Below are 18,289 nucleotides of genomic sequence, written 5' to 3' on the forward strand. Positions count from 1 at the left end.
CAACGGGGTCGATCGACACCCGCCCCTACCAAGTGCGAAGAGCCCCGAATCGCGAGGAAGTTCTTCTTCCGAGTGTCGATCGAAAATGGCGATTTCGGACACTCGAAAATGATCGAGCTAATATCGATCCGATATCTGTGACGTGCGTCGTGATCTGACAGAAATCATGATCTGTGCAGGTAAAGGCGATGAAGTTGCGATAACAATGCCGTCTCGTTACCGTGCTGTGATCACAGTTGTCGTCCGTCTGGAAATAATCGTGTCACCTTTCACCAAGATCAATCGCCTCAAGTCGCCGGTGTTCTACTCGGTGGTCGCCGCCGTCTTCGTCACCCTCGGTGCCGGTGGCGCCACTGCTGTGGTTCAGCACAAGGACGTCGTCCTCGACGTCGACGGTGAGCAGCGTGCCTTCGGCACGATGAACTCCAACGTCGGCGACATCCTGGCCGCAGCCGGCTACACCGTCGACGAGAACGACGTCGTGGCCCCGGCCGTGGACTCGTCCGTCTCCGACGGCGACACCATCGTCCTGCGACAGGCTCGCGAGCTGCGCCTCACCGTCGACGGTGAGGAGCGCTCGGTGTGGACCACCGCGCTGACCGTCGACGAGGCGCTCGACCAGTTCCGCCTCTCCGACGACGCCTACGTCTCCGCCTCCCGTTCGCACCGCCTCCCGCTCGACGGTGCCGATCTCGAGGTCGTCAACCCCAAGACGGTGCGCTTCGCCGACAACGGCGCGCCCGCCGCCGAGGTGCGCGTCGCAGCGCCGACGGTCGCCGAGTTCCTCGAGGCCCAGGGCGCGAAGCTCGAGCAGGCCGACAGCGTCACCCCTGCCCTCGACGCGGAACTCGCGGAGGGCATGGAGGTCGTGGTCACCCGCGACCGGACCGAGTCGCGGACCGAGAACCTGCCGATCGCCCCGCCGGAGAACCGCGTGGACGATCCGAACATGCTCGAGGGTGAGGCCGCCGTGAGCGACCCGGGTGCTCCGGGCGAGCGGTCGGTGACCTTCGACGTTCACACCGTCAACGGTGTCGAGGTCGGACGCGCCGAGACCGCTTCGAAGGTCCTCGTCGAGCCGCGGCCCGTCGTGGTCCGCGTCGGCACCAAGCCGAAGCCCGCCGTGCCGGCCTCCGGTCGCGGCTCCACCTGGGACGCTCTCGCGCAGTGCGAGGCGACCGGCAACTGGGCGATCAACACCGGCAACGGTTTCTACGGTGGCCTGCAGTTCACGCAGCAGACGTGGGCCGGCTTCGGCGGCACCCAGTACGCGCCGCGTGCCGATCTCGCGACGCGCGAGCAGCAGATCGCCGTCGCGGAGAAGGTCCAGGCGGCCCAGGGCTGGGGCGCCTGGCCATCCTGCACCAGCAAGCTCGGTCTGCGCTGACCGGCGCGGGTGTGCGCGGTGTGACCTGCTCCCGAGTGCGCTAGGTTCACCACGTGTCAGCAGACGATCCCGAAATCACTCCGAGGGCCACTCCGGCTTCTCCGCGCGGCCTCGCCGCGCTGCTCGGGCCCGCCGAGGTCCGCGCACTCGCGGAGGAGTTCGGGGTGCGCCCGACGAAGCAGCTCGGCCAGAACTTCGTGCACGACGCGAACACGGTGCGCCGCATCGTCAACGTCGCCGGGGTCGGCCCTGAGGATGTCGTGCTCGAGGTCGGGCCGGGCCTGGGTTCGCTCACCCTCGCCCTGCTCGACTTCGTCGACCGTGTGGTCGCTGTCGAGCTCGATCCCGTTCTCGCGCAGCGTATTCCCGTTACCGTGCGGGAGCGGGCCCCGCAGCTCGCCGACCGCTTCGACGTCGTGCACATGGACGCGATGAAGGTGCTGCCGAAGGATCTTCCCGTCACGCCCACCGCGCTGGTCGCGAACCTGCCCTACAACGTCGCGGTGCCGGTGCTGCTGCACCTTTTCTCTGAATTCCCTACTCTGCGAACCGCTCTCGTGATGGTGCAGGCCGAGGTCGCCGATCGGCTCGCAGCAGAACCGGGCGGTAAGATCTACGGCGTACCCAGCGTGAAGGCGCGGTTCTTCGGCGACGTCCGCAGGGCCGGCGCCGTCGGGCGTGCGGTCTTCTGGCCCGTTCCCCAGGTGGAATCGGGCCTCGTGCGTGTCGACCGCTATGCGGAGCCACCGTGGCCCACCGACGCCCGGACACGCGCCCGGGTCTTCGCCGTCGTCGACGCGGCCTTCGCTCAACGGCGAAAGACGTTGCGCGCAGCGTTGAGTGGATGGGCAGGTTCGCCCGCGGAGGCCGAGAGGCGCCTGCTGGCGGCCGGTATCGAGCCGTCGACCCGCGGGGAGAAGCTCGACGCCGCAGCCTTCGTGCGGCTCGCAGGGGTGGAGTGATCCCAATCACTCTTCCTGGCGGTCGGATGCGATGTGTGGTTAAGTTGTCCTCGGTCGTTAGGTAGTGTGTTCGTGGTTTACCCCTCGCACATTTCTGGTTGCGAGCGGATGCGATAGCCACGATGGAATCGTTTCAGCCGTGTAGTGACAGACCCGGGGGCCGAAACCGACTCCCGACGAGACAGAACGTCTACATCCGTTCTGCCTGCAAGTGAAGGACAGCAACATGGCTGAAGGTACTGTGAAGTGGTTCAACGGCGAAAAGGGCTTCGGCTTCATCGCTCCCTCGGACGGCTCTGCTGACGTCTTCGTGCACTTCTCCGAGATCCAGGGCCGCGGCTTCCGCACCCTCGAGGAGAACCAGCGCGTGAGCTTCGAGATCGGCCAGGGCCAGAAGGGCCCGCAGGCCACCGGCGTGAACGTCATCGGCTGATACCGATAATTCTCCGAATCCGGGCCGGCACCTCAGGGTGCCGGCCCGGATTCGTTCGTCCGGTCAGCCGATCATTGCCCCGTAACCGGTGATGCCCAAGTTCGACGAACCGGTCGACGAGCCCGCCGAGTCGGCGGAGCCGGTCGCCATTCCGGCGGAGCCCGTGGGAGGGGTCACGCAGTCCACGAGATTCAGCGAGCGCAGGACCAGGTCGCCGAGCGAGCAGACGCGCGGCGGAGCCGGTTCGGCCGAGGCGACGCCGGCGGTTCCCATGGTGGCCGCCACGGCGACGGCGCAGACGGCGACCGCATTACGTACGGAACGAGTCACATTTCCTCCAGAGTGTTCAGAGTCGATCGATCGTAGAGCGTGGCCGCGGCGGTCGGGAAGCATCCGTATCCCGAGTAAGCTCTGTACTCGTGCTTTCCGTCGTGCCGACCCCCGTGACAGTGAGGGTCCCGTCCAAGGTCAACCTGCATCTCGCGGTGGGTGACCTCCGTCCTGACGGCTACCACGACCTGCACACCGTCTTCCAGGCTCTGTCCCTGTACGACGAGGTGTCGGTGGTCCCGGCCGACACCCTGAGCGTGACGGTGCGCGGCGCGGGCGCCGAGTCGGTACCTACCGATTCGACGAACCTGGCGTGGCGCGCCGCCGAGATGATGGCGGAACGGGCCGCACGTACACCCGACGTGGCGATCACGATCGACAAGGGCATCCCCGTGGCCGGCGGAATGGCCGGTGGCAGCGCCGACGCTGCCGCGACGCTGGTCGCGCTCGACACACTGTGGGGCATCGGGGCGCCCCGGGAGGACCTCGCGGATCTCGCCGTCCGCCTCGGCAGCGACGTGCCGTTCTGCCTCCACGGCGGAACGGCGATCGGAACAGGGCGGGGCGAGCGCCTCGTCCCCGTCCTCACCCGCGGCACCTTCCACTGGGTACTGGCCCTCGCGAAGGGGGGCCTGTCCACACCGGTCGTCTTCCGTGAACTCGACCGGCTGCGTGCCGAGGGAGAACCTCAGCGCATCGGCAGCGCGGATGCCGTGCTCTCCGCGCTCGGCTCCGGCGACGCCCACCAGCTCGCGCCGCTGCTCGGCAACGACCTGCAGGCCGCGGCCCTGTCCCTCGACCCGATGCTGCGACGCACGCTCCGGGCGGGTGTCGAGGCCGGGGCCCTGGCGGGCATCGTCTCCGGTTCCGGCCCCACCTGCGCGTTCCTCGTCGAGGACCAGCACGCCGCCGTCACCGTGAGTGCCGAACTCGCCGGTGCCGGTGTGTGCCGTACGGTGCGGGTCGCCTCCGGTCCGGTGCCCGGAGCCCGTGTCGTCGGCGACGCCGATCCCGCACACTCCTGATCCTGTAGTACATCCCCGCAATTCTCGGAAGGCGTTCCTCCACGTGGCGAATCTGATCAACCTCGAACAGGTCTCGAAGTCGTTCGGCATCAAGCCGTTACTCGACTCGGTGTCCCTCGGCGTGAACGAGGGGGAGCGGATCGGTGTCGTCGGCCTCAACGGCGGCGGCAAGACGACGATGCTCGAGGTGCTCGCCGGCATCGAGGAGCCCGATTCGGGCCGGGTGAGCCGCGTGAACGGTCTGCGCATGGCCGTCGTGACGCAGCGCGGCGGTCTGCCGGAGGGCTCGACCGTCGGCGAGGTGGTCCTCGGGCCGCTCGATGTGGCCGAGCACGAGTGGGCCGGTGATGCGCGCATCCGCTCGGTGCTCACCGGTATCGGCATCGACAATCTCGGTCTCGACGCGGTCGTCGACGGTCTGTCCGGTGGTGAGCGTCGCCGGGTCGCCCTCGCCGCAGCCCTCGTGCAGGATCTCGACCTGCTCGTCCTCGACGAGCCCACGAACCATCTCGACGTCGAAGGCGTGCAGTGGCTCGCCGAGCACCTGCTGTCGCGGCGCAGCGCGCTCGTCGTCGTCACCCACGACCGCTGGTTCCTCGATACCGTCGCGACGCGCACCTGGGAGGTCGTGAACGGCCGGGTCGAGAGCTACGAGGGCGGCTACAACGACTGGATCTTCGCGCGCGCCGAGCGTGCCCGCCAGGCCGACGCGATGGAGGAACGCCGCCGCAATCTCGCGCGCAAGGAACTCGCGTGGCTGCGTCGCGGAGCCCCGGCCCGCACGTCCAAGCCGAAGTACCGCATCGAGGCCGCCGAAGCGCTGATCGCGAACGTGCCGCCGCCGCGCGACTCGGTGGCGCTGGCATCGTTCGCGAAGCGCCGCCTGGGCCGCGTCGTCATCGAACTCGAGGACGCCACCCTCACCACCCCGGACGGGCGCGAACTGGTCCGCGACCTCACCTGGCGTCTCGGTCCGGGCGAGCGGATCGGTCTCGTCGGCGTCAACGGTTCGGGCAAGACGACCCTGCTGCGCACGCTCGCGGGCGAACTCGAACCGGCGCAGGGACGTCGCGTCCAGGGGCAGACCGTCGAGATCGGCTGGCTGCGGCAGGAACTCGACGACCTGCCCACCGACATGCGGGTGCTCGACGCCGTCAAGGACGTCGCCGAGCGGATCACACTGGGCGACAAGGAGATCTCCGCCGGTCAGCTCGCCGAACGTCTGGGCTTCACACCGGCGCGGCAGCGCACCCCCGTCGGCGACCTGTCCGGTGGTGAGCGTCGCCGGTTGCAGCTCACGCGCGTGCTCATGGCCGAACCGAACGTGCTGCTCCTCGACGAGCCCACCAACGACCTCGACATCGACACCCTCCAGCAGCTCGAGGACCTGCTCGACGGCTGGGCCGGAACCCTCGTGGTCATCAGCCACGACCGGTATCTCGTCGAACGCATCTGTGATTCGACGTGGGCCCTGTTCGGCGACGGCCGCCTGACGAACCTTCCCGGTGGCATCGAGGAGTACCTGCGCCGGCGCGCGGCCATGGGCGACGGCGACGTGCCGTCGGTGGCGTCGACCGTCTCGAAGACCGGTGACGCCGCCGAGCAGCCGAAGAAGCGCGACGGTGCCGCCGAACGCACCGCGCGCAAGGAACTGTCGCGCCTGGAGCGTCTCGTCGCGAAGCTGACCGAGAAGGAGGAGAAGCTGCACCACGACCTCGCGGAGGCGGCGACCGATCCTGACCGGCTGCAGAAACTCGACGCGCAGTTGCGTGAGGTGGTCGCGGAGAAGGAAGCGGCCGAGGAGCAATGGATGGAGCTCGCCGAAGATCTCGACTGAATCCTCTTGACCTCGAGTCGGCTCGAGGTCGCAGGATGGGCGTCGTCAGAAGGAACGCCCATCAGGAGGATCCATGTCCGTCACCGAAACATCCGGTACCTCTACGCATCTCCCGCAGTCCCGGCTCGCGCGTTTCGCCGTGGTGGTCGCCGCGTCCGTCGTGACCGCACTGGTGATCGACCTCGCGCTGTGGGCCGTCGGGCTCATCGCGGGTGGCTCGTTCGAACACACCGACGCCGGTGAGGTGGTGAGCGCGGCGCCCGGTGGCGTGGTGCTCATGTCCGTCGTCCCGCTCACCGTCGGTCTCGCCGTCGCGGCCCTGCTCACCCTGTGGTGGAACGGTTTCGCGCGGATCGCCCAGGTCGTCGGGGCGTTGCTGCCGCTGGCGACGATCCAGGGCACGATCTCCGCGGACTTCGACACGCCGAGCACCGTCGCCCTGACGCTGATGCACGTCGTGATCGCCGTGGTGGTCGTCGTGGCCCTGGAGATGCTCCGTACGCGTGACTGACACGAGTAGGGGGAGGAAATATGCGCTTCCGCAAGGAAAGTCGCACATTTCCTCCCCCTGATTCGGGCAGAGGCCTACGGTCAGGTCGAAGCAGCGCTGAGCGCGGGACGCGCGAACCGCTCGATCAGGTCGAGTTGCCCGACGAGACGATGTGCGGGGTGGCGATGCCGTGGCTGAACAGCGCCGAGATCAGGCCCGACGAACCACTTCGGTGGTGGTCATGCCTATTCGCCCTTCCAGACGGGTTCGCGCTTCTGTATGAAGGCCATGACGCCTTCGAGGGTGTCGGCGCTGGTGGTGAGACGTGCGAGGGCTTTGTCGGTGAGTTCCCAGGGCAGGTCCTCGGCGGGGACGTTGCCGTCGATGATGCCGCGGGCGACGGTCTTGCCGGCCTGCACGGCGAGCGGGGCGCCCTTCGCGATGTCGGCGGCGAGAGCGAGAGCGGTGTCGAGGACCTCGTCCTGTGGGACGACCCGGTTGACGAGGCCCCAGCGCAGCGCGTCGGCGGACGACATCGGCTTGCCCGTCAGGACGAGTTCCATCGCGACGGCGCGGGGGATGGCCTGGCCGATGCGGAACACGCCGCCGGCACCGGCGATCAGGCCGCGGTGCACCTCGGGCAGACCGAATTCGGCGGTTTCGGATGCGACGACGAGATCGCTCGCGAGGGCGAGTTCGGTGCCACCACCGAGCGCGGTGCCGTTGACCGCGGCGATGACGGGCTTGGAGATGTGGTGCTTGACGACACCGGCGAAGCCCCAGTGGGCGGTTTCGGGCGGGGTGACGCCGTCCGGTCCTTTGGTGCCGAGGGCCTCGAGGTCGGCGCCGCCGCAGAAGACGGCGCTGCCTGCGCCGGTGAGCACCACGACGCGCACGTCGCGGTCCTCTTCGGCGCGGTCCCAGGCCTCACCGAGTGCCTGGTGCACGTCGGCGTTGATGCTGTTGGCCGCCTTGGGGCGGTTGATGGTGACGAGCAGGACGTGCTCGCGCTTCTCGACGTGAACGACGGGTTCGCTCACGACCGGTACGCCTCGGGGCACAGGTGTTCGATGCGGGTGACGGTGAGAATGCCGCCGTCGTCGGTGACGTGGACGGTCTCGCCGACGATGTCGGCTCCGGCGGCGAGGACTGCGGCGCCGGTGGCGTCGGTCTGGCCGGAGACACGCCGGCCGTCGGGGGTGAGGCCGACGAGGAAACCGATCGACGGGTTGCCGTCGCGACCGAATTCGGCCGTGGCGGTGACAATCTGGACCTCGCCGCTGTAATCGGTGGCTGTCTCCGGCGCGGACGGCTCGAGCAGCACGTGCTCGGGGTCGCCGACGTAACCGTCGGTGTGCGGCGCGCAGCCGAGGACCACGACGTGCTGGTAGGTCAGGTAGCCACCGTTGCCGTGCACGAGGGCGAGCTCGCCGTCCTGGCGCAGCCGCTTGGCCACCGACACCACGGAGTGCAGCGTGTAGCTGTTGAGCGGGCCGCCGAAGAAGGAGTGGCCGCCGGTCACCGACGGGACGGTGTCGCGGGGGAGGCCGAGCTGCTCGATGAGCAGCTTCGGGACCACGGGGAAGCAGCTGTAGGCGTCGATGATGTCGAAGTCGCCGGGACGCAGGTCGCTCGCAGACAGCGTGCGCCGCAGCGCATCGTCGAGTGCGGCGGAGCGTCCGAAGTCGCCGCGGGCGAGCACGTCCGAGGGCTCGGTCGCGCCGGCGCCGCCCCACACGTAGAGCAGGTGGTCGTCGGGGACACCGAATTCGCGGGCCACGGCGAGCGAGGTGACGACCACGGCAGCGGCCTGGTCGACGAACGGCATCGCGTTGACCATCAGCGGGTACGGGTCGGTGACGAGGCGGTTCTTGCCGGCGATGGTGCGGATGTCGTCGGCGGTGCGGCGCTCGGGGTTCCAGGACGCCGGGTTCCCGGCGGCGAACTCGGAGAAGGCGGCGTACAGCGTCGCCGACCAGTCGAGCGACTTCTCGCGCGAGTGCCCGAGATCGTGGCTGAGCCGGTTCTCGAACAGCGGGTAGACCCGCGTGGGGACGATCATCCCGGCGCGCTGCATCGCGGGGCTGCCGAGGTCCTTGTTGCTGATAGGCGCGGGGCCGCCCGGGGCGGTGGTCCATCCCAGCGTGACCGGATCCGTTCCGGCCTTGTACGAGTTGGTCGCCGAGGCCTGCGCCTCGCCGCCGACGAGCAGCGCGACGGTGCTGGTGCCCGCGGCGATGTCGTGGCCGATGCGATCGAGCAGGGCTGCCGGCCAGTGGCCGCCGATCGGCGTGGTCGACGTGTGCTCGGGCGTCGCGCCGAGACGTTCGGCGAGCAGGCCCGGCAGGTCGTCGTAGTTCCAGCTCGCGGTCTTGATCGCGTGGATGGTGTCGATCCGCGTGGCGAGATCGGCGCCGGAGTCGGCGATCGCGGCGAGGGTGGCCTCGTGGATGAGGTCGAGCGGTTCACGCGGGTCGGCGGGCGCACCGGCACGGCCGGAGCGCAGGTCGCCGACCCCGATCACGACGGGAACCCGAGTGGGGTCGGTCATGGCGTTCCTTCGGTCTGCTCGGGGGGGGGGNGACGCCGCCAGCTTAATGCGGACGATTTCAGTCTGTAAATCGAGGAGTGGTCTGGCACACTTTTCCGACGTGACCGAAGCACCCGCACCGCGCCGCCGCGGACGCCCCCGCGACGCCGACCTGGAGGACCGCGTGTTCGACGCCGTGCTCGAGGTGTACTCCGAGACGAGCTGGCGTGGTTTCACGCTCGACGCGGTCGCACGACGCGCGCGGGTGGGGCGCGCCGCCCTCTACCGCCGGTGGTCGAGCAAGGACGACCTGCTGGTCCAGGCCCTCGAAGCGCGCAGCCCGCTGCCCGTGCCGATCGACACCGGCGCGCTCCGATCCGATCTCGTCGAACTCGCCCGGCAGCTGTTGCGCGGTTACCGGACCACCCCCGGCCTGGCGAGCCTGCGCGTCGCGCTCGACGCCCGTGCCAACCCCGAACTGCTCGCCCGGCTGATCCACACCCTCAACCGCAGCCGCGTGCTCGCGGCGCGCACGATCGTGCACCGCGCCGTCGAGCGCGGCGAACTCCCCGCCGACACCTCGGCGACGCTGCTGCTCGAAATGGTCACCGGCACCGTGCTCAGTCATGCCCTGTTCGCGTTGGCCACCCCGGACCAGAACGTAGACGATGACTACGCCGAACTCGTCGTCGACGCGACCATCCGCGCGCTGCATCGTCCCGAGTCGTGACCGGCACGCCCTCCCGTGACCGAATCGCGATCGAATGCTGCCTGGTAACAGTGTGATTCCGGCCGTCTGCGCCGGTCGTCCGGGCTAGCCTGGAATGCGAATACTCGCAGGGGGGCGCCAATGGGAGGCCGACGATGGATGTGCAGGCGGTAGCGGAGATCACGCGGCTCAAATACCGTTATGCGCGAGCGCTCGATACGAAGGACTGGGACGAGCTGGCGAACACCCTCACCCCCGACGCACACGCCGTCTACGGGGAGCATCTCGTTTTCGACTCACGCGACGCCTTCATAGGTTTCCTCGAGAACACGCTGGGAACGCGCTTGATCACGGAGCACACCTGTTCCCATCCCGAGATCGACATCGCCGACGACGGCCGCAGCGCCACCGGGGTGTGGTTGCTGTCCGACACCGTGATCATCCCCGAGGACGGGATGATGTTGCGCGGCTCGGCCTACTATCACGATCGGTACAGCCTCGGCGACGACGGATGCTGGCGGATCAGCCGCACCGGATATCAACGCAACTGGGAGACGGTCACATGCATGGGCGACTCGCCTTCGGTCCGGTTGACGACCAATCGATGGGCGCTGCTGCAGCAACCGAAAGCGTCCTGAGCGGGAACGACGAGATGGTCTCGGAGGGTTCCGGCGATTTTCCCCGTCCGGGGGCGCTGCCCTATCTGACGGTGCCGCGGGCCCACGAGGCGATCGAGTGGTACACCCGGGTCTTCGGAGCCTCGCTGACCGCCGAACCGGTCGTCATGGACGACGGTCGCGTCGGGCACGCCGAACTGCGGTTCCCCAGCGGAATGATCTATCTCGCAGACGAATTCCCCGAACTCGGACTCACGGCGCCGCAGGAGGGGGCGGTCTCGGTGAGCCTGATGCTCGAGGTGGCCGACACCGACACCGTGCTCACCCGCGCCCGTCTGGCCGGCGGTTCGGTCGAGAGGTGGATCAACGAGGCCCACGGTCATCGCAACGCCACCCTGCTCGACCCCTTCGGGCATCGCTGGATGCTCGTCGGCCCCCTGACCGGCAAGCTGCCGCCACCTCGGGAGTGAGCTCCCGAATCGGTACCATGCGGCGATGAGTGAGATCGCGCGTCGCAGTGAGTTTCCCGATACCCGCGGCTGGATCCGGGCCCTGCCCACCCTCACGGCGTCCGCGCCGCCGTTCGCACCGGCCGCGACGCCGCAGGAGACCTTCCTCCGCTGGCTCACCGAGGCGGCCGAGGCCGGCGTCGCCGAGCCGCACGCAGCGACCCTGTCGACCGTCGACCCGTCCGGGACGCCCGACGCGCGCATGCTGCTGATCAAGGACGTCACCGACGACGGCTGGTGGTTCTCCGGCGACGACCGTTCCCCGAAGGGCCGCCAGCTCGACGCGACACCGGCCGTCGCGCTCACCGTGTACTGGCGCGAACTCGGCCGGCAGGTACGCGTGCGCGGACCCGTCCTGGCCGGCCCACCCGAGGTGTGTGCCCGCGACTTCCGGGAACGATCGGTCTTCGCCCGTGCCGTCGCATCCACGGGACACCAGAGCGAGGTCCTCACCGATTCCGCCGAGTACGACGACCTCGTACGGGAACGCCTGACCGCGCTCGAACACGATCCGGACCTCGTCTCGCCGCACTGGACGGCGTGGTGCGTCGCCGCTGAGGCCGTGGAGTTCTGGCAGGCGGATCCCGGCCGGCGGCACCTGCGGTATCGCTACCGGCGTGCGGGGGACCGGTGGGTCACCGAGGAACTTCATCCGTGACGTGTCGCGTGGCCGGGACGAGTCGCCCGCGACCGGTAGGCTCCCGCCCGTGAACGAGTCCTTCATCCGCACACGCGTCGCCAACGGAGTCGGCGAAGTGCAACTCGACCGTCCCGGTGCGCTCAACGCGCTCGACCGGTCGATGATCCGCGACATCCGCTCGTCGCTTCTCGCCTGGCGCGACGACCCGGCCGTCACGGCCGTGCTCGTCACCAGCACGTCCGACCGCGCGTTCTGCGCCGGTGGCGACGTCAAACCGGTGCGCGAGCTGGCCCTCGAGGGGCGCTTCGACACCGTCCGCGAGTACTTCGCCGACGAGTACCGCCTCGACGAGCTGGTCGCCACCTACCCGAAGCCGTATCTCGCGGTCCTCGACGGCGTCACGATGGGCGGTGGGCTCGGTATCTCGGTGCACGGCGCGGTGCGCGTCACCACCGAGAAGACCACGATGGCCATGCCCGAGACGGCCATCGGGTTCGTTCCCGACATCGGGTCGAGCCACTTCCTCCCGCGCCTGCGCGGCACCACCGCGCGGTGCGATGCGGTGGGGATGTATCTCGGACTCACCGGCGCCCGCATCGATGCCGGCGACGCGCTGGCCGTCGGCCTGGCCACGCATTACGTGCCCAGTGCCCGCATCGACGACTTCGCCGACCGCATCCGCGCCGGGCAGTGGCGCGACGCCCTCGACGAGTTCGTCGAACCGACCCCCGAATCCTCCCTGGCGCAGCGTTTCCCCGACATCGAGACGGTGTTCGGCGACGGTACGGTGCTCGACATGGTGACCCGCCTCGACAGCCTCGCCGACATCGACGCCGAGTGGGCCGAGCAGACTCGCACGGCCCTGCGGTCGTTGTCGCCGACGAGCGTGTGGGCCACGGCCGAACTGATGCGACGCGGTGCCGAGAGCACGCTCGAAGAATGCTTCGCCCGCGAACTCGACGTCGCTGTGCGCGTCGCTGCGACGCCGGACTTCATCGAAGGTGTGCGCGCCGTGCTCGTCGACAAGACCCGCGACCCGCAGTGGTCGCCCGCGACGCTCGAGGACGTCGATCCGGCGGCGATCGCCGCACTGTTCGGCGACGGATAACCCGCGACCTGCCCGTCTCTACCGGGCGTGACCTCTACCGGGCGTGACGCTGCGGTACCTGCAGGTCGACGACGATCGGCTGCCCACCGAGGGTCGCGTGGATCTCGGGCTTCTCGAGTCCACCGGCCAGCAGGTACTCGCCGAGCAGCGTGAGCAGTTCATCGTTGTCCGCTATCGGGTCGCCGTGCGCTCCGGTGCTACGCGGGTCGCCGTGCGCTCCGGTGCTGCGGGAGTCGCGGGAGGTCAGTTCGTTCTGTGCGAGTCGCGCGGCGATACGCACCGACGCCACGCCCATCGAATTGCGCCGTGACGGGACCGGACCCGGTGCGGTGATCGTGCCCAGGCTCTCGGTGGCCGTCGGGGTCGTCGTGGTGGTGGCGGGCCCACTCGCGGAGCCGTTCGTGCCGGTGCTGCTCACCAGGGTCGTTCCTTCCTCGGAATTGCCGGCGCCCACCCCGCCGGCCGGGTCACCTTCGAGCGACGATGCATCCCCCACGCTCATGCGGTGTGTTCCGGGATCCGGCGTGCTCGTCAGCGGGGTACTGCTCGGAAGAGGAGTGCTCGGCAGCGGGTAGACGAAGGTGCCCGAGCGCTTCGCGCGTCCGGATCGCCTGCTCGTATCCGCCGTCCCACCGGACGACAGGTCCTCACCGGCTGCGGCCGGTACGTCGTCGTTCATCGACACAACTCCTGATTCCACCCGAATACGTCGGATCGACGAAAGGGAAAGTATCAGTAAAATCCGCTGGACGCACTACCCGTCCGGCATTGCCGGGACGCTCAGTCGGTCGCCGCGACCAACGGTTCGAGAGTCAGCTCCGGCAACTCCTTGAGGATGTACTGCAGCCGCCACTTGTCGCTGACGAGAGCGAGGAGCACGCCGTCCGACCGGGTGAACACCTCCACGCCGCGCTGGCGGTTCAGTTCGTCGGCCGAAGCCGCATCGGTGCGACGCGCGAGCGAGTAGCCGAGATGCTCGATCTTCGGGTCGACGTTGTACTCGGCCTTCATCCGCGCCGCGACCACCTCGAACTGCATCGGACCCACGGCCGCCATCACCGGCGACGCGTCGCCGCGGACGTCGTTGCGGAGGATCTGCACGACGCCCTCGGAATCCAGCTGGTCCACGGCCTTGCGGAACTGCTTGTACTTCGAGGCGCTCTCGGCCCGCAGGATCGCGAAGTGCTCGGGCGCGAACGACGGAATGGGCGGGAACTCCACCTTCTTGTCGATGTAGAGGGTATGCCCCGGCGCCAGCGCGGTGGCGTTGACCAGGCCGACGACGTCGCCGGGATAGGCGTTCTCCACCGTGGAACGTTCGCGGCCGAAGACCGTCAGCGCGTACTTGGTGGCGAAGGGCTTACCGGTCTGCGCGTGCGTGACGACCATGCCGCGCTCGAACACACCCGAGACGACACGCATGAACGCGAGCCGGTCGCGGTGGGCGGTGTCCATGCCGGCCTGCACCTTGAACACGACGGCGCTGAACGGATCGTCGACCTCGCGAGCGGTCTCGTCGATGGCGAGACGGGCACGCGGTGGCGGTGCGAGCGTGACCAAGGTGTCGAGGATCTGCCGCACACCGAAGTTGAGCATCGCCGACGCGAAGATCACCGGCGAGGTCTGCCCGGCGAGGAACAATTCCTGATCGTGATCCTGGCCGTTGGACGACAGCAGTTCGGACTCCTCGGCGGCCTCGACCCAGGTGTCGCCCTCGAGGGCGAGCGCCTCGGCGGGGGACAGATGCTCCTCGGGCGCGATCTTGGCGCCACCGGCCGTGCGGGTGAACTTGATGTACTCGGCCGCGTCTCCGTCCTCGCCGCGACGCAGCAGACCGCGGAAGTCGCCGGCGATGCCCACGGGCCAGAACAGGGGAGTCGGCATCAGGCCGATGCGCTCGTCGATCTCGTCGAGCAGTTCCAGCGGCGTCCGGCCCGGTCGGTCCCACTTGTTGATGACGGTGACCACGGGGATGCCTCGGTGGCGGCACACCTGGAACAGCTTCAGGGTCTGCGGCTCGAGACCCTTCGCCGCGTCGATGAGCATGACGGCGGCGTCGACGGCGGTGAGGACGCGGTAGGTGTCCTCCGAGAAGTCGGAGTGACCGGGGGTGTCGACGAGATTGACGACGTTGACGACCTCGTCGTCGGTGCCCGCGACGTCCGAGCGGGTGTAGTTGAACTGCAGGGCCGTGGAGCTGACGGAGATGCCGCGGGCCTTCTCCATCTCCATCCAGTCGGAGACCGTCGACTTGCGGCCGGCCTTGCCGTGGACCGCGCCGGCCTCGGAGATGACCTTCGCGTGCAGGGCGAGCGCCTCGGTGAGCGTCGACTTACCGGCGTCGGGGTGGGAGATGACGGCGAAGGTGCGTCTGCGCTCGGCTTCGGCTCTGACCTCCTTCGCGGCCCCGGGCTTCGCTGTGCCGGAGGACTGCGCAGGCTCCGTCGTGCCGGTGGATTGACTGTCGGCCGAAGCGTGCGGGGTGCTCAACGGGAAAAACCTCTCGAAGGGGGCAGGGAGTAGGGGCGCTATCGCCGCCAACTCGTCCATGTTACTCGGCGATTCGGTGTCGATTTCCGCCAGATTCGATCACGTTTCCCCGAGGCCGCCCCATACCGACCACTCGACGGCGCACGCTGATGTGCAACTACCGGATCTTGATCGAGGTCGTGCACCACCGGACGAGGAGCGGGTCGTGAGCAGGTTCACCGAGGAGATGTACGCGACGGCGGAGTCGGACACCGGGGCTCTGGTCACCGGCGAACCGGATACGCCGTTGCGGCAGAACTGGGGAGAGATCCACCGGCAGGCCCGCCGCATGGCCGGCGCACTGGCCGCGGCGGGTATCGGACCCGGCGACGCGGTGGGTGTCCTCGCAGGACAACCGGTGGACATCGCACCGGTCTGCCAGGCCGTGTGGATGCGCGGCGGAAGCGTGACGATGCTGCACCAGCCCACGCCGCGCACCGACCTGCAGATGTGGTCGCGCGACACCGAGGTGGTCCTGCGGATGATCGACGCCCGCGCCGTCGTGCTCGGCGCACCCTTCGAGATCGCGGAGCCGCTGCTGCGCGAGCGGAGCATCTCCGTCGTCACCGTGGAGCGGATGCGGGAGGGGAGGCCCGTCGATCCCGTCGACACGGCGGAGTCCGACATCGTGCTCCAGCAGCTGACGTCCGGGTCCACCGGCTCGCCGAAGGCGGTGCGGATCACGCACGGCAACTTCTACGCCAACGCGACGGCGATGATGGACCGCGTCAAGTTCTCGCTCGACGACGACGTCATGATCAGCTGGCTGCCGCTGTTCCACGACATGGGCATGGTGGCCTTCCTCAGCGTCCCCATGCAGGTGGGCGCCGAGGTTGTGTCGGTCACGCCGCTGGACTTCCTGCGCTCTCCGATCCTGTGGGCGGAGCTGATCAGCAAGTACCGCGGAACGCTCACCGCAGCACCGAATTTCGCGTACTCGTTGCTGGCCCGGAAGTTGTCACAGGCGCCGGACGGCGCGCTCGACCTGTCGTCGATGCGCTGGATGTGGAACGGCGCCGAGCCGGTTGATCCCGACACGATGGAGGCCCTCGCGGAGGCCGGGGAGCGCTTCGGTCTCGACCCGTCCGCCCTCGCGCCCTCCTACGGGATGGCCGAGACCACGCTCGCGGTGTCGGTCCCCGATCCGGGACGCGGGGTGGTGCTCGACGTGGTGGACCCCGACCTGCTCGAGGCCGGCGGGATGGCCGTGCCGACCAACCGCACCCACACGCGCCGCATGCCCACCCTCGGCCGTCTCGTGGCCGGTCTCGAGGGCCGGGTCGTCGGCCGTGACGGACAGGTGCTGCCACCCCGCGGCGTGGGCATCATCCAGTTGCGCGGCGAGGCCGTCACGCACGGCTATCTCACCGTGGACGGACCCGTACCCGCGCAGGACGCCGACGGCTGGCTCGACACCGGCGACGTGGGTTACTTCACCGAGGAAGGTCTCGTCGTGGTGTGCGGCCGGGTGAAGGACGTCATCATCATGGGCGGCCGCAACATTTATCCCACCGACATCGAGCGAGCGGCGGGGACCGTCGACGGGGTGCGTCCCGGCAACGCCGTCGCCATCCGGCTCGACGCGGGGGACAAGCGCGAATCGTTCGCGGTGGCCGTGGAGACCAAACTCTTCGACCACCCCGACGAGGTGCGCCGCATCGAACACGACGTCGTGCACGCGGTGGTCGCCGAGGTGGGCGTGCGGCCCCGCACGGTCGCGGTACTCGGTCCCGGCAGCATCCCGAAGACCTCCTCGGGCAAGCTGCGTCGCGGCACCTCGCTGGCACTGCTGACGCGGGCCTGACCACCGCGCCACGCGACGCCGCTGCGACCGCGCCGGCCTCGGCGGAGGCGGGCGGTCAGTGGATGCGGTTCTGGGCGCCCTCGAGGCCGAGCCTCAGCAGCAGTTCGACGGCGTCGGCGCCTTCCTCGCACCACACGTCGAGTTCCTTGCGTTCGGTCGCCGAGAACGGCTTGAGCACGAAGTCGGCGGGATCCTGGCGGCCGGGAGGGCGGCCGATGCCCATCCGGACCCGCAGGTAGTCCTTGGTGCCGAGCGCCGACGAGGTCGACCGCAGGCCGTTGTGCCCGTTCTCGCCACCGCCGAGCTTGAGCCGAATCGTGCCGAAGTCCAGGTCGAGTTCGTCGTGTAGGACGATCACGTTCGAGGGATCGACCGAGAAGAACTTGGCCAGGGAGGCGACCGGACCGCCGGACAGGTTCATGTAGGTGCGCGGCTTCGCGATGATCACCTGCCGCCCGTCGAGCCGGGCCTGCACGATGTCGGCGTTGCTGCGCTTGTGCGCGGAGAACTTGCCGCCGACGCGTCCGGCCAGCACGTCGGCCACCATGAATCCGATGTTGTGCCGGGTGTTCTCGTACTTCGGGCCGGGGTTGCCGAGACCGACCACGAGCGCGGCGTCGTCGCCCACGAACTGATCCTTCCGTGCATTCGAACGACGTGCGGCGCGCCACCCCGAAGGGATGACGCGCCGCACGAGTGACTTCACAGGGAGCCGGTGAAGGCTCAGGCCTCCTCGGAGGCCTCTTCTGCGGTCTCTTCGCCCTCGGCGCCTTCCAGGGCGTCGGCGGAGGGAGCCTCGACGATGTTCACGAGCAGCAGCTCGGGATCGTCCTGCAGGGTCGCGCCGGCGGGCAGCTCGACGCCACCGGCCAGGATCTGGGTGCCGGCCTCGGCGCCCTCGATCGAGGCGGTGATCTCCTCGGGGATGTTCAGGGCGTCGGCCTCGAGCTTGATCGTGTTGACCTCGTTGACCACCAGCGTGCCGGAGCCGGCCTCACCGGAGAGGACGACGGGCACCTCGACGGTGACCTTCTCGCCCTTCTTCACGACGAGCAGGTCGGCGTGCTCGATGTAGCGACGGATGGGGTGGACGACGACCGACTTGGTCAGCGCGAGCTGATCCTCGCCGTCGACGTCGAGGGTGAGGATGGCGTTGGTGCCGTGGTTACGCAGCACGGCTGCGAACTCGAGGTCGGGGAGGGCGAGGTGCCGGGGCTCGGTGCCGTGGCCGTAGAGGACGGCGGGGACCTGGCCGGCGCGACGGGCGCGGCGTGCGGCACCCTTGCCGAACTCGGTGCGGACGCTGGCTACGAGACGATTCTCGTCGGACATGATGTGACGGCTCCTACGCTGGTGGCACTTGGTGGTCGGGTGTTCTC

19 protein-coding genes are annotated in these 18,289 nt (G+C 69.0%); 12 read left to right on the forward strand and 7 right to left on the reverse strand.

Translation table 11 applies throughout. The features are described from left to right. The first annotated feature begins 259 nt into the window (after positions 1–259). From QR64_RS06240 to QR64_RS06250, 3 genes are all read left to right on the forward strand, one after another. The gene (locus QR64_RS06240) at positions 260–1,387 is read left to right on the forward strand and encodes a resuscitation-promoting factor (RefSeq protein WP_006553818.1); all 1,128 of its coding nucleotides are present in this window, start codon (positions 260–262) and stop codon (positions 1,385–1,387) included. Positions 1,388–1,440: 53 nt separating this feature from the next. After that, positions 1,441–2,349, forward strand: coding sequence for a 16S rRNA (adenine(1518)-N(6)/adenine(1519)-N(6))-dimethyltransferase RsmA (gene rsmA / locus QR64_RS06245; RefSeq protein ID WP_039584563.1), 909 nt, complete (start codon positions 1,441–1,443; stop codon positions 2,347–2,349). 226 nt (positions 2,350–2,575) lie between these two features. After that, complete coding sequence (locus QR64_RS06250) at positions 2,576–2,782, forward strand: cold-shock protein (RefSeq protein ID WP_006553820.1); 207 nt, start codon at positions 2,576–2,578, stop codon at positions 2,780–2,782. Between the two features lie 63 nt (positions 2,783–2,845). Here the strand turns inward: QR64_RS06250 and QR64_RS06255 are convergent, their stop codons facing one another. Then, complete coding sequence (locus QR64_RS06255; RefSeq protein WP_006553821.1) at positions 2,846–3,112, reverse strand: hypothetical protein; 267 nt, start codon at positions 3,110–3,112, stop codon at positions 2,846–2,848. Between the two features lie 89 nt (positions 3,113–3,201). Between QR64_RS06255 and QR64_RS06260 the strand changes: the two genes are divergently transcribed. From QR64_RS06260 to QR64_RS06270, 3 genes are all read left to right on the forward strand, one after another. Continuing rightward, complete coding sequence (locus tag QR64_RS06260; protein WP_037216304.1) at positions 3,202–4,137, forward strand: 4-(cytidine 5'-diphospho)-2-C-methyl-D-erythritol kinase; 936 nt, start codon at positions 3,202–3,204, stop codon at positions 4,135–4,137. 43 nt (positions 4,138–4,180) lie between these two features. After that, on the forward strand, positions 4,181–5,974 hold the full coding sequence (locus QR64_RS06265; protein WP_019288771.1) for an ABC-F family ATP-binding cassette domain-containing protein: 1,794 nt from the start codon (positions 4,181–4,183) through the stop codon (positions 5,972–5,974). Between the two features lie 73 nt (positions 5,975–6,047). Continuing rightward, positions 6,048–6,485, forward strand: coding sequence for a DUF6069 family protein (locus QR64_RS06270; protein ID WP_039584564.1), 438 nt, complete (start codon positions 6,048–6,050; stop codon positions 6,483–6,485). Between the two features lie 224 nt (positions 6,486–6,709). On the opposite strand, the gene QR64_RS06275 is transcribed toward QR64_RS06270, so the two are convergent. Both QR64_RS06275 and QR64_RS06280 read right to left on the reverse strand, forming a co-directional pair. Further along, on the reverse strand, positions 6,710–7,504 hold the full coding sequence (locus QR64_RS06275; RefSeq protein ID WP_039584598.1) for an enoyl-CoA hydratase/isomerase family protein: 795 nt from the start codon (positions 7,502–7,504) through the stop codon (positions 6,710–6,712). Further along, entirely contained in the window at positions 7,501–9,015 is a 1,515-nt protein-coding gene (locus QR64_RS06280) for an acetyl-CoA acetyltransferase (protein WP_039584565.1), read from the reverse strand. Before QR64_RS06280 ends, QR64_RS06275 begins: the two co-directional genes overlap by 4 nt. Positions 9,016–9,115: 100 nt before the next feature. Between QR64_RS06280 and QR64_RS06285 the strand changes: the two genes are divergently transcribed. The 5 genes from QR64_RS06285 (at position 9,116) to QR64_RS06305 (ending at position 12,577) form a co-directional block, all read left to right on the forward strand. Further along, positions 9,116–9,724, forward strand: a complete 609-nt coding sequence (locus tag QR64_RS06285; RefSeq protein ID WP_039584566.1) for a TetR-like C-terminal domain-containing protein — start codon at positions 9,116–9,118, stop codon at positions 9,722–9,724. 134 nt (positions 9,725–9,858) lie between these two features. Then, the gene (locus tag QR64_RS06290) at positions 9,859–10,341 is read left to right on the forward strand and encodes a nuclear transport factor 2 family protein (RefSeq protein WP_024103220.1); all 483 of its coding nucleotides are present in this window, start codon (positions 9,859–9,861) and stop codon (positions 10,339–10,341) included. 14 nt (positions 10,342–10,355) lie between these two features. Further along, a complete protein-coding gene (locus tag QR64_RS06295) occupies positions 10,356–10,790 on the forward strand; it encodes a VOC family protein (protein WP_024103221.1) in 435 nt (144 codons plus the stop codon). 25 nt (positions 10,791–10,815) lie between these two features. Then, a complete protein-coding gene (locus tag QR64_RS06300) occupies positions 10,816–11,487 on the forward strand; it encodes a pyridoxal 5'-phosphate synthase (RefSeq protein WP_039584567.1) in 672 nt (223 codons plus the stop codon). A 49-nt stretch (positions 11,488–11,536) separates the two neighbouring features. Next, the gene (locus QR64_RS06305) at positions 11,537–12,577 is read left to right on the forward strand and encodes an enoyl-CoA hydratase/isomerase family protein (protein WP_019288763.1); all 1,041 of its coding nucleotides are present in this window, start codon (positions 11,537–11,539) and stop codon (positions 12,575–12,577) included. A 34-nt stretch (positions 12,578–12,611) separates the two neighbouring features. Here the strand turns inward: QR64_RS06305 and QR64_RS06310 are convergent, their stop codons facing one another. Beyond that, the gene (locus QR64_RS06310; protein ID WP_039584569.1) at positions 12,612–13,262 is read right to left on the reverse strand and encodes a hypothetical protein; all 651 of its coding nucleotides are present in this window, start codon (positions 13,260–13,262) and stop codon (positions 12,612–12,614) included. Positions 13,263–13,357: 95 nt separating this feature from the next. After that, positions 13,358–15,067, reverse strand: a complete 1,710-nt coding sequence (locus tag QR64_RS06315; protein ID WP_006553834.1) for a peptide chain release factor 3 — start codon at positions 15,065–15,067, stop codon at positions 13,358–13,360. A 205-nt stretch (positions 15,068–15,272) separates the two neighbouring features. Here QR64_RS06315 and QR64_RS06320 point away from each other — a divergent pair, with 205 nt between their 5' ends. Continuing rightward, positions 15,273–16,910, forward strand: coding sequence for a fatty acyl-AMP ligase (locus QR64_RS06320; RefSeq protein WP_039584570.1), 1,638 nt, complete (start codon positions 15,273–15,275; stop codon positions 16,908–16,910). A gap of 55 nt (positions 16,911–16,965) precedes the next feature. On the opposite strand, the gene pth is transcribed toward QR64_RS06320, so the two are convergent. After that, positions 16,966–17,538, reverse strand: coding sequence for an aminoacyl-tRNA hydrolase (pth, locus tag QR64_RS06325; protein ID WP_006553836.1), 573 nt, complete (start codon positions 17,536–17,538; stop codon positions 16,966–16,968). Positions 17,539–17,633: 95 nt separating this feature from the next. Then, on the reverse strand, positions 17,634–18,242 hold the full coding sequence (locus QR64_RS06330; protein ID WP_039584571.1) for a 50S ribosomal protein L25/general stress protein Ctc: 609 nt from the start codon (positions 18,240–18,242) through the stop codon (positions 17,634–17,636). Between the last annotated feature and the right edge of the window lie 47 nt (positions 18,243–18,289).

It is taken from the genome of Rhodococcus sp. Chr-9, from assembly GCF_000801125.1.
GTDB classification, from domain to species: Bacteria; Actinomycetota; Actinomycetes; order Mycobacteriales; family Mycobacteriaceae; genus Rhodococcus; species Rhodococcus pyridinivorans.

Excerpts from the sequence above, each read along its gene's own strand:
- QR64_RS06250 (WP_006553820.1), top strand. The coding sequence starts at position 2,576 with ATGGCTGAAGGTACTGTGAAGTGGTTCAACGGCGAAAAGGGCTTCGGC.
- QR64_RS06270 (WP_039584564.1), top strand. The coding sequence starts at position 6,048 with ATGTCCGTCACCGAAACATCCGGTACCTCTACGCATCTCCCGCAGTCC.
- QR64_RS06280 (WP_039584565.1), bottom strand. The coding sequence starts at position 9,015 with ATGACCGACCCCACTCGGGTTCCCGTCGTGATCGGGGTCGGCGACCTG.
- QR64_RS06290 (WP_024103220.1), top strand. The coding sequence starts at position 9,859 with ATGGATGTGCAGGCGGTAGCGGAGATCACGCGGCTCAAATACCGTTAT.
- QR64_RS06295 (WP_024103221.1), top strand. The coding sequence starts at position 10,356 with ATGGTCTCGGAGGGTTCCGGCGATTTTCCCCGTCCGGGGGCGCTGCCC.
- QR64_RS06300 (WP_039584567.1), top strand. The coding sequence starts at position 10,816 with ATGAGTGAGATCGCGCGTCGCAGTGAGTTTCCCGATACCCGCGGCTGG.
- QR64_RS06330 (WP_039584571.1), bottom strand. The coding sequence starts at position 18,242 with ATGTCCGACGAGAATCGTCTCGTAGCCAGCGTCCGCACCGAGTTCGGC.